The organism is uncultured Pseudomonas sp. (assembly GCF_913774235.1).
In the GTDB taxonomy this organism is placed as follows: Bacteria; Pseudomonadota; Gammaproteobacteria; order Pseudomonadales; family Pseudomonadaceae; genus Chryseomonas.
The window spans coordinates 501,605-514,486 of the sequence record NZ_CAJYDW010000012.1; the positions used below are offsets into that span (position 1 = coordinate 501,605).

10 protein-coding genes are annotated in these 12,882 nt (G+C 63.8%); all 10 read left to right on the forward strand.

From position 1 onward, the window contains the following. The first annotated feature begins 43 nt into the window (after nt 1-43). The 10 genes from sdhC (at nt 44) to brnQ (ending at nt 12,870) form a co-directional block, all read left to right on the forward strand. Entirely contained in the window at nt 44-430 is a 387-nt protein-coding gene (gene sdhC, locus QZ471_RS11795; protein WP_177339194.1) for a succinate dehydrogenase, cytochrome b556 subunit, read from the forward strand. Further along, a complete protein-coding gene (gene sdhD, locus QZ471_RS11800; RefSeq protein WP_027596955.1) occupies nt 424-792 on the forward strand; it encodes a succinate dehydrogenase, hydrophobic membrane anchor protein in 369 nt (122 codons plus the stop codon). Before sdhC ends, sdhD begins: the two co-directional genes overlap by 7 nt. Before the next feature lie 3 nt (nt 793-795). Continuing rightward, nucleotides 796-2,568 carry a succinate dehydrogenase flavoprotein subunit gene (sdhA, locus tag QZ471_RS11805; protein ID WP_295463887.1) on the forward strand — a complete coding sequence of 591 codons (1,773 nt, stop codon included), beginning with the start codon at nt 796-798 and terminating at the stop codon, nt 2,566-2,568. Nucleotides 2,569-2,579: 11 nt separating this feature from the next. Next, nucleotides 2,580-3,284, forward strand: coding sequence for a succinate dehydrogenase iron-sulfur subunit (locus QZ471_RS11810; protein ID WP_007159253.1), 705 nt, complete (start codon nt 2,580-2,582; stop codon nt 3,282-3,284). A 186-nt stretch (nt 3,285-3,470) separates the two neighbouring features. Next, a complete protein-coding gene (locus QZ471_RS11815) occupies nt 3,471-6,302 on the forward strand; it encodes a 2-oxoglutarate dehydrogenase E1 component (RefSeq protein WP_295463890.1) in 2,832 nt (943 codons plus the stop codon). Between the two features lie 42 nt (nt 6,303-6,344). Beyond that, nucleotides 6,345-7,568: a 2-oxoglutarate dehydrogenase complex dihydrolipoyllysine-residue succinyltransferase gene (gene odhB / locus QZ471_RS11820; protein WP_295463892.1), complete on the forward strand. Its 1,224-nt coding sequence runs from the start codon at nt 6,345-6,347 to the stop codon at nt 7,566-7,568. Nucleotides 7,569-7,647: 79 nt separating this feature from the next. After that, on the forward strand, nt 7,648-9,084 hold the full coding sequence (gene lpdA / locus QZ471_RS11825) for a dihydrolipoyl dehydrogenase (RefSeq protein ID WP_059226985.1): 1,437 nt from the start codon (nt 7,648-7,650) through the stop codon (nt 9,082-9,084). 183 nt (nt 9,085-9,267) lie between these two features. Beyond that, nucleotides 9,268-10,434 carry an ADP-forming succinate--CoA ligase subunit beta gene (gene sucC / locus QZ471_RS11830; RefSeq protein WP_295463895.1) on the forward strand — a complete coding sequence of 389 codons (1,167 nt, stop codon included), beginning with the start codon at nt 9,268-9,270 and terminating at the stop codon, nt 10,432-10,434. Continuing rightward, nucleotides 10,434-11,321 (forward strand): succinate--CoA ligase subunit alpha, encoded by an 888-nt coding sequence (gene sucD, locus QZ471_RS11835; protein ID WP_295463897.1) that lies wholly within the window; start codon nt 10,434-10,436, stop codon nt 11,319-11,321. The genes sucC and sucD overlap by 1 nt, the downstream gene beginning before the upstream one ends. 205 nt (nt 11,322-11,526) lie before the next feature. Further along, complete coding sequence (gene brnQ / locus QZ471_RS11840; protein ID WP_295463900.1) at nt 11,527-12,870, forward strand: branched-chain amino acid transport system II carrier protein; 1,344 nt, start codon at nt 11,527-11,529, stop codon at nt 12,868-12,870. The last annotated feature ends 12 nt before the right edge of the window (nt 12,871-12,882 follow it).

Here is a 12,882-nt window from a genome sequence, read left to right on the forward strand (position 1 = left end):
TGGGATCTCCTATAACTAGCCCGACCGCAATTGGGCCCTCAGTGTGAAAGAAGCCGTGAATAGCAAACGACCTGTAAACCTAGATCTCAGGACCATCAAACTTCCTATCACAGCTTATACCTCGATCCTTCACCGTATCTCCGGCGTCATCCTGTTCCTCGGCATCGCGGTAATGCTCTATGGGCTGCACCTGTCGCTGGGTAGCGAGGAAGGCTTCGGTCAGGTGAAAGCTTTTCTGGCGCATCCGCTGGTCAAGCTCGTGATCTGGGGTCTGCTGTCCGCGTTGCTCTACCACCTGGTCGCCGGCATTCGGCACCTGATCATGGACGGTGGTGCCGGCGAAACCCTGCAGGGTGGCAAGCTGGGCGCGCAGCTAGTGCTGGTCATTTCCGCAGTTCTGATCATTCTGGCAGGGGTTTGGGTATGGTAACCAACGTCACCAATCTTTCGCGTTCCGGTCTCTACGACTGGATGGCGCAACGGGTCTCGGCAGTCGTCCTCGCGGTCTACTTCCTCTTCATCATCGGCTATCTGATCCTTCACCCAGGGCTCACCTTCGAGCAATGGCATGGCCTGTTCTCCCACACCCTGATGCGCATCTTCAGCCTGCTGGCGCTGGTGTCCATCTGCGTTCATGCGTGGGTCGGTATGTGGACCATCTCCACCGACTACCTGACCACCATGGCGATCGGCAAGGGTGCCACCGCCGTGCGTTTCCTCTTCCAGGCGGTATGCGGGTTCGCGATGTTCGCGTTCTTCGTCTGGGGCGTGCAGATCTTCTGGGGTGTTTGATCTATGTCCACAATTCGTCATATTTCGTTTGATGCCATCATCGTAGGTGGCGGCGGCGCCGGTATGCGCGCAGCCCTGCAACTGGCCCAGTCCGGACACAAGACCGCGGTGATCACCAAGGTCTTCCCGACGCGTTCCCATACCGTGTCCGCCCAGGGCGGCATCACCTGCGCCATCGCCTCGGCCGACCCGAACGACGACTGGCGCTGGCACATGTACGACACCGTCAAGGGCTCCGACTACATCGGTGACCAGGACGCCATCGAATACATGTGTTCCGTAGGCCCGGAAGCGGTGTTCGAACTCGAGCACATGGGTCTGCCGTTCTCCCGTACCGAACAGGGCCGCATCTATCAGCGTCCCTTCGGTGGCCAGTCCAAGGACTACGGCAAGGGTGGCCAGGCTGCCCGTACCTGTGCCGCAGCCGACCGTACCGGTCATGCCCTGCTGCACACGCTTTATCAGGGCAACCTGAAGAACAACACCGTGTTCCTCAACGAGTGGTACGCCGTGGACCTGGTGAAGAACCAGGACGGCGTCGTCGTCGGCGTCATCGCCATCTGCATCGAGACCGGCGAGACCGTCTACGTCAAGGCCAAGGCCACCGTGCTGGCCACCGGCGGTGCTGGCCGTATCTATGCCTCCACCACCAATGCCCTGATCAACACCGGTGACGGCGTCGGCATGGCCCTGCGCGCCGGCGTGCCGGTGCAGGACATCGAGATGTGGCAGTTCCACCCGACCGGCATCGCCGGCGCCGGGGTACTGGTCACCGAAGGTTGCCGTGGTGAGGGTGGTTACCTGATCAACAAGCACGGCGAGCGTTTCATGGAGCGTTATGCGCCCAACGCCAAGGACCTGGCCGGTCGCGACGTGGTCGCCCGTTCCATGGTCAAGGAAGTGCTGGCCGGCAATGGCTGTGGTCCCGATGGCGACCACGTGCTGCTGAAGCTGGACCACCTGGGCGAAGAGGTGCTGCACAGCCGCCTGCCCGGCATCTGCGAACTGTCCAAGACCTTCGCCCATGTCGATCCGGTCGTCGCACCGGTTCCCGTGATCCCCACCTGCCACTATATGATGGGCGGCATCGCCACCAACATTCATGGCCAGGCCATCACTCAGGACGCCAACGGCAACGACAAGATCATCGAAGGCCTGTTCGCCGTGGGCGAAGTAGCCTGCGTGTCCGTGCACGGTGCCAATCGCCTGGGTGGTAACTCGCTGCTCGATCTGGTGGTCTTCGGCCGTGCGGCTGGCCTGCACTTGGAGAAGGCGCTCAAGGACGGCATCGAGCACCGCGGTGCTTCCGAGACCGACCTGGAGGCCTCGCTGCAGCGCCTGTCCGGCGTCAACGAGCGCACCACCGGCGAAGACGTCGCGACCCTGCGCAAGCAATTGCAGACCTGCATGCAGAACTACTTCGGGGTGTTCCGCACCGGTGAGTACATGCAGAAGGGCATCGCCGAGCTGGCCCAGCTGCGCGAGCGCATCGCCAAGGTCAAGATCAACGACAAGAGCCAGGGCTTCAACACCGCCCGCATCGAAGCCCTCGAGCTGCAGAACCTGCTCGAAGTGGCCGAAGCGACCGCTATCGCCGCCGAGAACCGCAAGGAGTCCCGCGGCGCCCACGCTCGCGAAGACTTCGAAGAGCGTGACGACGAGAACTGGCTGTGCCACACCCTCTATTTCCCCGGTGAAAAGCGGGTCTCCAAGCGTGGAGTCAATTTCGCGCCCAAGACCGTACCGATGTTCGAACCCAAGGTTCGGACTTACTAAAGGTGACCACCATGTTGAAAGTCAGCGTATATCGTTACAACCCGGATCAGGACGGCCTGCCGTCCATGCAGGAGTTCCAGGTCGATACCGGTGGGAAGGACCTCATGGTGCTGGACGTCCTGGCTCTGATCAAAGAGCAGGATGAAGGCTTCTCCTACCGTCGTTCCTGCCGCGAAGGCGTGTGCGGCTCCGACGGCATGAACATCAACGGCAAGAACGGCCTGGCGTGCATCACGCCGCTGTCGGCCGTGGTCAAGAACGACAAGTTGGTGGTGCGTCCGCTGCCCGGTCTGCCGGTCATCCGTGACTTGGTCGTGGACATGAGCATCTTCTACAAGCAGTACGAGAAGGTGAAGCCGTTCCTGCAGAACGAGACCCCGGCACCCGCCATCGAGCGCCTGCAGAGCCCGGAAGATCGCGAGAAGATCGACGGCCTCTACGAGTGCATCCTGTGCGCCTGCTGCTCGACGTCCTGCCCGTCCTTCTGGTGGAATCCCGACAAGTTCCTCGGCCCCGCTGCGCTGCTACAGGCCTATCGTTTCCTGGCCGACAGTCGCGACACCAAGACCCAGGAGCGTCTGGCCGCCATGGACGATCCGTTCAGCGTGTTCCGTTGCCGTTCGATCATGAACTGCGTGGCGGTCTGTCCCAAGGGGCTGAACCCGACCAAGGCCATCGGCCACGTTCGGGCGATGCTGCTGCAGAGCGGTACCTGATCCACGTCCCGCCCGGCCAGTTGTGCCGGGCGGGTTCGTTAGTGACCTTGATAGTTTGAGTCAACCAACGTCCATTCAGGGATACCCGGAATTCCATCCGGGCGTCGGCGCAGCCGCAAAGCGACCAGGCCTCAGGTATGGGTTGGGTCATCGGCTGATGCTATCTCTGCCGAAGGGGTGAACTAGATGCACGAAAGTCAGATGCAGCAACTGTGGGACAGCGCTCACCTGTCCGGCGGTAATGCTGCCTACGTGGAAGAGCTCTATGAGCTGTTTCTGCACGATGCCAATGCAGTACCGGAAGAATGGCGTACCTACTTCCAGAAGCTGCCCGCGGTAACCGGCAATTCGCCGGACGTCGCGCACTCTGCGATTCGCGACCATTTCGTCCTGCTGGGCAAGAACCAGCGGCGCGCTCAACCGGTATCGGCCGGTACCGTCAGCTCCGAACACGAGAAGAAGCAGGTCGAAGTTCTGCGGCTGATCCAGGCGTTCCGTCTGCAGGGCCATCAGGCCGCCCAGCTTGATCCGCTGGGGCTGTGGAAGCGTCAACCGCCTGCCGATCTGCTGCTCAACCACTACGGTTTGACCGACGCCGACCTGGATACCACCTTCCGTACCGGTGAATTGTTCATCGGCAAGGAGGAGGCAACTCTCCGCGAAATCCGGGATGCGCTGCAAGAGACATATTGCCGCACGGTCGGTGCGGAGTTCATGCACATCGTCGATTCCGAAGAGCGCCGCTGGTTCCTCCAGCGTCTGGAAAGCGTCCGTGGCCGCCCGCAATACTCCGCCGAAGTCCGCACCCATTTGCTGGAGCGTCTGACCGCTGCCGAAGGCCTGGAGAAGTACCTGGGCACCAAGTACCCGGGCACCAAACGTTTCGGTCTGGAGGGCGGCGAGAGCCTGATCCCGCTGATCGACGAGATCATCCAGCGTTCCGGCTCCTATGGGGTCAAGGAACTGGTGATCGGCATGGCCCACCGCGGCCGCCTGAACGTCCTGGTCAACACCCTGGGCAAGAATCCGCGCGACCTGTTCGACGAGTTCGAAGGCAAGAAGCTGGTCGAGCTGGGCTCCGGTGACGTGAAGTACCACCAGGGCTTCTCCTCCAACGTCATGACCCAGGGTGGCGAAGTCCACCTGGCGCTGGCGTTCAACCCCTCGCACCTGGAGATCGTCTCTCCGGTGGTGGAAGGTTCGGTGCGTGCCCGCCAGGATCGCCGCGGCGATCGTACCGGCGACAAGGTCGTCCCCGTAGCCATCCACGGCGACGCCGCGTTCGCCGGCCAGGGCGTGGTCATGGAAACCTTCCAGATGTCGCAGACCCGGGCTTACAAGACCGGCGGCACCCTGCACATCGTCATCAACAACCAGGTGGGCTTCACCACCAATCGCCAGGAAGATGCGCGCTCCACCGAGTACGCCACCGATGTCGCCAAGATGATCCAGGCGCCGATCTTCCACGTGAACGGCGACGATCCCGAGGCGGTGTTGTTCGTCACCCAGTTGGCGGTCGACTACCGCATGCAGTTCAAGCGTGACATCGTCATCGACCTGGTCTGCTACCGCCGTCGTGGTCACAACGAGGCCGACGAGCCGAGCGGCACCCAGCCGCTGATGTACCAGCAGATCGCCAAGCAGCGTACCACCCGCGACCTCTACGCCGATGCCCTGACCCAGGCCGGTGTGGTCAACGCCGAGCAGGTTCAGGCGCAGTTCGAAGCCTACCGCGGCGCCCTCGACGAGGGCCGTCACGTGGTGGCCAGCCTGGTCAAGGAGCCCAATCGCGACCTGTTCGTCGACTGGAAGCCCTACCTGGGTCATGCCTGGACCGCGCGCCACGACACCGGTTTCGACCTCAAGACCCTGCAGGACCTGGCCAACAAGCTGCTGCAGATCCCGGAAGGCGTGGTCGTCCAGCGTCAGGTCGGCAAGATCCTCGAGGATCGCCAGAAGATGACTGCCGGCGGCCTGCCGCTGAACTGGGGCTTCGCCGAAACCATGGCGTACGCCACCCTGCTGCACGAAGGCCATCCGATCCGCATCACCGGTCAGGACGTCGGTCGTGGCACCTTCTCCCACCGCCATGCGGTGCTGCACAACCAGAAGGACGCCGTGCCCTACGTGCCCCTGCAGCACCTGGCGGAAAACCAGCCCTCGTTCGAGATCTACGACTCCTTCCTCTCCGAGGAAGCGGTACTCGGCTTCGAATACGGCTACGCCACCACCACGCCCAACGCGCTGGTGGTCTGGGAAGCCCAGTTCGGTGACTTCGCCAACGGTGCCCAGGTCGTCATCGACCAGTTCATCACCAGTGGCGAGATCAAGTGGGGTCGTCTCTGCGGCCTGACCATGCTGTTGCCCCACGGCTACGAAGGCCAGGGGCCGGAGCATTCCTCGGCCCGTCTGGAGCGTTACCTGCAGCTGTGCGCCGAGCAGAACATCCAGGTCTGCGTACCGACCACTCCGGCGCAGATCTACCATCTGCTGCGTCGCCAGGTGATCCGCCCGCTGCGCAAACCTCTGGTGGTGCTCACGCCCAAGTCGCTGCTGCGCCACAAGCTGGCCATCTCGACCCTGGAGGACCTGGCCCATGGCTCCTTCCAGACCGTGATCAACGAGCTGGACCCCATCGACGCCCAGCAGGTCAAGCGCCTGGTGCTGTGCAGCGGCAAGGTCTACTACGACCTGCTGGAGAAGCGCCGCAGCGAGAATCGCCAGGACATCGCCATCGTCCGCCTGGAGCAGCTCTATCCGTTCCCGGAAGACGACCTGGCCGAGGTCCTCGCCGGCTACCCGAACCTGGAGCGCGTGGTCTGGTGCCAGGAAGAGCCGATGAACCAGGGCGCCTGGTACTGCAGCCAGCATCACATGCGCCGCGCCGTGTCCGGTTACAAGCAGGGCCTGGGTCTGGAATACGCCGGTCGCGACGCGTCCGCCGCTCCGGCCTGCGGCTATGCCTCCATGCACGCCGAGCAGCAGGAAAAACTGCTGCAAGATGCGTTCTCCGTTTGATTCGCCACGCGACTACTAGAGATCACTAAGGAAATTCATAGAATGGCTATCGAGATCAAAGCCCCTACCTTCCCGGAATCGGTCGCTGACGGCACCGTCGCCACCTGGCACAAGAAGCCCGGTGAAGCGGTCAAGCGTGACGAACTGCTGGTCGACATCGAAACCGACAAGGTCGTGCTGGAAGTCGTGGCACCTGCCGATGGCGTCCTGGCCGAGGTCATCAAGAACGAAGGCGACACCGTGCTGAGCGAAGAAGTCATCGCTCGCGTGGAAGAGGGCGCTACCGCCGCTGCTCCGGCTGCCCAGCCGGCCGCTGCCAGTGCCCCGGCCGCTGCGCCCGCTGCCGCCGGTAGCGACGAAGACCCGATCCTGGCGCCGGCCGCGCGCAAGATCGCCGAAGAGAACGGCATCGATCCGGCCACCCTGGTCGGTACCGGCAAGGGCGGTCGCATCACCAAGGAAGACGCCGTCGCCGCGGTAGAAGCCAAGAAGTCCGGCGCCGCCGCTCCGGCTGCCAAGCCGGCCGCTGCCGCCGCCGCTCCGGTGGTGACCGCCGCGGGCGACCGCACCGAGAAGCGCGTGCCCATGACCCGCCTGCGCGCCAAGGTCGCCGAGCGCCTGGTCGAAGCCCAGTCCAGCATGGCCATGCTGACGACCTTCAACGAGGTCAACATGAAGCCGATCATGGACCTGCGCTCCAAGTACAAGGACCTGTTCGAGAAGAAGCACAATGGCGTGCGCCTGGGCTTCATGTCCTTCTTCGTCAAGGCCGCTACCGAGGCGCTCAAGCGTCAGCCGGGTGTCAACGCCTCCATCGACGGCAACGACATCGTCTATCACGGCTACCAGGACATCGGCGTCGCCGTGTCCAGCGACCGTGGCTTGGTGGTTCCGGTCCTGCGCAACGCCGAGTTCATGAGCCTGGCGGAGGTGGAAGGCACCATCGCCGAGTTCGGCAAGAAGGCCAAGGCCGGCAAGCTGACCCTGGAAGACATGCAGGGTGGTACCTTCACCATCTCCAACGGTGGTGTCTTCGGTTCGCTGCTGTCCACCCCCATCGTCAACCCGCCGCAGACCGCGATCCTGGGCATGCACAAGATCCAGGAGCGTCCGATGGCGGTGAACGGCCAGGTAGTGATCCTGCCGATGATGTATCTTGCGCTGTCCTACGACCATCGCCTGATCGATGGCAAGGAAGCCGTGACCTTCCTGGTCACCATGAAGGACCTGCTGGAAGATCCGGCGCGTCTGCTGCTGGACATCTGATCCGGCTTTCGCGGTGCGGGGCAGGGGCCTCGCACCGCTCAAGTTTTCATGCCTGAAGCTGCTCCAAGGGGATTAGTGTATGAGCGACAAATTCGACGTAGTGGTGATCGGCGCCGGCCCTGGCGGCTATGTGGCCGCCATCCGCGCCGCGCAGCTGGGTCTGAAGACCGCCTGTGTCGAGCGCTACAAGGGCAAGGAAGGCAAGATCGCCCTGGGCGGTACCTGCCTGAACGTGGGTTGCATTCCGTCCAAGGCGCTGCTGGACAGCTCCTACAAGTACCACGAGGCCCACGAGGGCTTTAAGGTCCACGGCATCGACGCGCCGAACGTCACCATCGACGTGCCCACCATGATCGGCCGCAAGGACCAGATCGTGAAGAACCTCACCGGCGGCGTGGCTACCCTGTTCAAGGCCAACGGCGTGACCCTGCTGGAAGGCAACGGCAAGCTGCTGTCCGGCAAGAAGGTCGAAGTCACCGGTCTGGACGGCAACGTCCAGGTGGTCGAGGCCGAGAACGTCATCCTGGCGTCCGGCTCGCGTCCCATCGACATCCCGCCGGCTCCGGTGGACCAGAAGGTCATCGTCGACTCCACCGGCGCCCTGGAATTCCAGAGCGTGCCCAAGCGTCTGGGCGTGATCGGTGCCGGCGTCATCGGCCTGGAACTGGGTTCGGTCTGGGCTCGCCTGGGTGCCGAAGTCACCGTGCTGGAAGCCCTGGACAAGTTCCTGGTCGCCGCCGATGACCAGGTCTCCAAGGAAGCCTACAAGATCCTCTCCAAGCAGGGTCTGGACATCCGTCTGGGCGCCCGCGTGACCGGTTCCGAGGTCAAGGGTGAGGAAGTCACCGTCAACTACACCGAAGGCGGTGAAGAGAAGCAGATCACCTTCGATCGCCTGATCGTCGCCGTGGGCCGCCGTCCGGTCACCACCGACCTGCTGGCATCCGACAGCGGTGTGGAAAGCGACGAACGTGGCTACATCTACGTCGACGACTACTGCGCCACCAGCGTGCCGGGCGTCTTCGCCATCGGTGACTGCGTGCGCGGTCTGATGCTGGCGCACAAGGCCTCGGAAGAGGGCGTGATGGTCGCCGAGCGCATCGCCGGTCACAAGGCGCAGATGAACTACGACCTGGTGCCCTCGGTGATCTACACCCACCCGGAAATCGCGTGGGTCGGCAAGACCGAGCAGGCCCTGAAGGCCGAAGGCGTCGAAGTGAACGTCGGCACCTTCCCCTTCGCGGTCAGCGGTCGTGCCCTGGCAGCCAACGACACCGCCGGTTTCGTCAAGGTCGTGGCCGATGCCAAGACCGATCGCGTCCTGGGTGTCCATGTGGTTGGCCCGAGCGCGGCGGAACTGGTCCAGCAGGGCGCCATCGCCATGGAATTCGGCTCCAGCGCCGAAGACCTGGGCATGATGGTGTTCTCGCACCCGACCCTGTCCGAGGCGCTGCACGAAGCGGCTCTGGCGGTGAATGGTCATGCGATCCACGCGGTGAATCGCAAGAAGCGGTAAGAGATTGACAGAACCACGGGGTGGCCGACCGCCGTGGAGCCTTAGGGCTCCACCGCTGGAAGGCGCCTCGGACTCTTGCAAGGCAGGGGTCACAGGTGGCGCGGTGCCCGCGACCGTCCGGAGGACGGCTCGGAGAACGCACAGCGTCGAATGCGCAATACCCAACGAAGACGGTAGACAAGCATGAATCTCCACGAGTATCAGGGTAAGCAGCTGTTCGCTGAATACGGCCTGCCCGTTTCCAAAGGCTACGCTGTCGACACCCCCCAGGAGGCCTACGAGGCTTGCGGCCGTATCGGCGGCGACGAGTGGGTCGTCAAGGCCCAGGTCCACGCAGGTGGCCGCGGCAAGGCCGGTGGCGTGAAGCTGGTCAAGAGCAAGGAAGAAGCCAAGGAATTCGCCGCCAAGTGGCTGGGCCAGCGTCTGGTGACCTACCAGACCGACGCCAACGGTCAGCCGGTCAGCAAGATCCTGGTCGAATCCTGCACCGACATCGACAAGGAGCTCTATCTGGGCGCCGTGGTCGATCGTTCCAGCCGCCGCATCGTGTTCATGGCCTCCACCGAAGGTGGCGTGGACATCGAGAAAGTCGCGCACGACACTCCGGAGAAGATCCTCAAGGCAACCGTCGATCCGCTGGTGGGCGCTCAGCCCTACCAGGGCCGCGACCTGGCTTTCCAGCTGGGCCTGAAAGGTGACCAGATCAAGCAGTTCACCCAGATCTTCGTCGGTCTGGCCAAGCTGTTCCAGGACTACGACCTGGCCCTGCTGGAAGTGAATCCGCTGGTGATCAAGAAAGACGGCAACCTGCACTGCCTGGATGCCAAGATCAACATCGACAGCAACGCCATCTACCGTCAGCCCAAGCTGCGCGCCTTCCACGACCCGTCGCAGGACGACGCCCGTGAAGCCCATGCGCAGAAGTGGGAGCTGAACTACGTGGCCCTGGAAGGCAGCATCGGCTGCATGGTCAACGGTGCCGGTCTGGCCATGGGTACCATGGACATCGTCAACCTGCACGGCGGCAAGCCGGCCAACTTCCTGGACGTCGGCGGCGGCGCGACCAAAGAGCGCGTGACCGAAGCCTTCAAGATCATCCTGTCCGACAGCAACGTGAAGGCCGTTCTGGTGAACATCTTCGGCGGCATCGTGCGCTGCGACATGATCGCCGAAGGCATCATCGGTGCCGTGAAGGAAGTCGGCGTGAAGGTGCCGGTCGTGGTTCGCCTGGAAGGCAACAACGCCGAACTCGGTGCCAAGGTCCTGGCCGAAAGCGGCCTGAACATCATCGCGGCAACCAGCCTGACCGACGCTGCCCAGCAGGTCGTCAAGGCCGCGGAGGGTAAGTAATGAGCGTCCTGATCAACAAAGACACCAAGGTCATCTGCCAGGGCTTCACCGGTAGCCAGGGTACCTTCCACTCCGAACAGGCCATCGCCTACGGCACCCAGATGGTCGGCGGCGTGACTCCCGGCAAGGGCGGCACCACCCACCTGGGCCTGCCGGTGTTCAACACCGTGCGCGAAGCCGTGGAAGCCACCGGCGCCGACGCCTCGGTGATCTACGTGCCGGCTCCCTTCTGCAAGGACTCCATCCTGGAAGCAGCCTTCGGTGGCATCAAGCTGATCGTCTGCATCACCGAGGGTATCCCCACCCTCGACATGCTGGATGCCAAGGTGAAGTGCGACGAGCTGGGCGTACGCCTGATCGGCCCGAACTGCCCCGGCGTCATCACCCCCGGCGAGTGCAAGATCGGCATCATGCCCGGTCACATCCACCTGCCGGGCAAGGTCGGTATCGTGTCGCGTTCCGGCACCCTGACCTATGAAGCCGTGAAGCAGACCACCGACGCCGGCTTCGGCCAGTCCACCTGCGTGGGCATCGGCGGCGACCCCATCCCGGGCTCGAACTTCATCGATATCCTGAAGCTGTTCCAGGACGATCCGAAGACCGAAGCCATCGTGATGATCGGCGAGATTGGCGGCAGCGCCGAGGAAGAAGCCGCGGCCTATATCAAGGCCAACGTGACCAAGCCGGTGGTGTCCTACATCGCTGGTGTCACCGCACCGCCCGGCAAGCGCATGGGCCACGCCGGCGCCATCATCTCCGGCGGCAAGGGCACTGCGGACGAGAAGTTCGCCGCCCTGCAGGACGCTGGTGTGAAGACCGTGCGTTCCCTGGCTGACATCGGCAAGGCCCTGGCCGAGCTGACCGGCTGGGAAGTCAAGAAGGCCTGAGCCTGACTGACTGGGAAGAGGCCGCCTTCGGGCGGCCTTTTTCGTTGTGGGGCGCCGTACGCCTCATCGCCTGCCGGCTGCCTTTTCGCGGCTAATTCGTTAGGATGACAACCTTTCCGCTCCATCGGCCACGCCGTGGCTTTACCAAGACCTGCTCCCACGAGGGCGGGCTGCCTCGTTTTCCTCATTGCTGGTACTGCCTTCCATGAAAGCTTTGCAAAGCCGGGACGTCCTGGCCCTTGGATTCATGACGTTCGCGTTGTTCGTCGGCGCGGGCAACATCATCTTTCCCCCCATCGTCGGCCTGCAGGCCGGCGAGCATGTCTGGAGCGCCGCCCTGGGCTTCCTGCTGACCGCGGTCGGTCTGCCGGTGCTGACCCTGATCGCCCTGGCACGGGTCGGTGGCGGCATGGATGCCCTGAGCAGGCCTCTCGGCCGCACGGCAGCCCGGGCGCTGGCCATCGTTTGCTACCTTTCGGTAGGGCCGCTGTTCGCCACGCCGCGCACTGCGACCGTGTCCTTCGAGGTCGGTGTCGCGCCGCTGCTGGGCAATGGCCCTATCCCGCTGTTCCTGTACAGCCTGGCGTACTTCCTGGTGGTGCTGCTGGTGTCCCTCTATCCGGGCCGCCTGCTCGACACCGTGGGCCGTTTCCTCGGCCCACTGAAGATCCTGGCGCTGGCGGTGCTGGGTGGCGCGGCGCTGTTCTGGCCGGCCGGCGGCCCGGCGACCGCGGCGCCCGAATACGCTTCGCGCGCCCTGTCTCAGGGGTTCGTCAACGGCTACCTGACCATGGATACCCTCGGCGCCCTGGTATTCGGTATCGTCATCGTCAACGCCATCCGCGCGCGGGGCGTCACGGCGCCGCAGCTGCTGACGCGCTACACCATCATCGCCGGCCTGATCGCCGGGGTCGGCCTGGTACTGGTCTATCTGAGCCTGTTCCAGCTCGGCGCCGGCAGCGGCGCCCTGGTGCCCCATGCCAGCAATGGTGCCGAGGTCCTGCATGCCTATGTGCAGCACACCTTTGGCAGTGTCGGCAGTGATTTCCTGGCGGTGCTGATCACCCTGGCCTGCCTGGTGACGGCGGTGGGCCTGACCTGCGCCTGCGCGGAGTTCTTCAGCGAGTTCCTGCCGTTCAGCTATCGCAGCCTGGTGGTTCTGCTGGCCGCCTTCTCGCTGCTGGTATCCAACCTGGGGCTGACGCAGCTGATTCAGATCTCGGTGCCGATCCTGACCGCCATCTATCCACCGTGCATTGCCCTGGTGGTACTGAGCTTCTTCAGTGCGCGCTGGGCGGCGCCCGGTCGCATCATCGGGCCGGTGCTGCTGGTGGCCCTGGCCTTCGGTGTTCTCGATGGCCTGCAGGCTGCACACCTGACGGTGCCCTATCTGAATGCCGCGGTACTCTGGCTCCCCCTGGCCGACTCGGGCCTGGGCTGGCTGCTGCCGGCGGTAGCGGTGGGGCTCGTCGCCCTGGGATTGGAAGGCCTGAGAAGCAGGAGGCAGGCGGACGAGACGGAAGTCGAGGCGCGCCCCGCGCGTTCCTGATTCCGGCCAGAC

Coding starts and splice junctions, on each gene's coding strand:
- sucC (WP_295463895.1), top strand. CDS start 9,268: ATGAATCTCCACGAGTATCAGGGTAAGCAGCTGTTCGCTGAATACGGC.
- sucD (WP_295463897.1), top strand. CDS start 10,434: ATGAGCGTCCTGATCAACAAAGACACCAAGGTCATCTGCCAGGGCTTC.
- lpdA (WP_059226985.1), top strand. CDS start 7,648: ATGAGCGACAAATTCGACGTAGTGGTGATCGGCGCCGGCCCTGGCGGC.
- brnQ (WP_295463900.1), top strand. CDS start 11,527: ATGAAAGCTTTGCAAAGCCGGGACGTCCTGGCCCTTGGATTCATGACG.
- odhB (WP_295463892.1), top strand. CDS start 6,345: ATGGCTATCGAGATCAAAGCCCCTACCTTCCCGGAATCGGTCGCTGAC.
- sdhD (WP_027596955.1), top strand. CDS start 424: ATGGTAACCAACGTCACCAATCTTTCGCGTTCCGGTCTCTACGACTGG.
- QZ471_RS11810 (WP_007159253.1), top strand. CDS start 2,580: ATGTTGAAAGTCAGCGTATATCGTTACAACCCGGATCAGGACGGCCTG.
- sdhA (WP_295463887.1), top strand. CDS start 796: ATGTCCACAATTCGTCATATTTCGTTTGATGCCATCATCGTAGGTGGC.
- QZ471_RS11815 (WP_295463890.1), top strand. CDS start 3,471: ATGCACGAAAGTCAGATGCAGCAACTGTGGGACAGCGCTCACCTGTCC.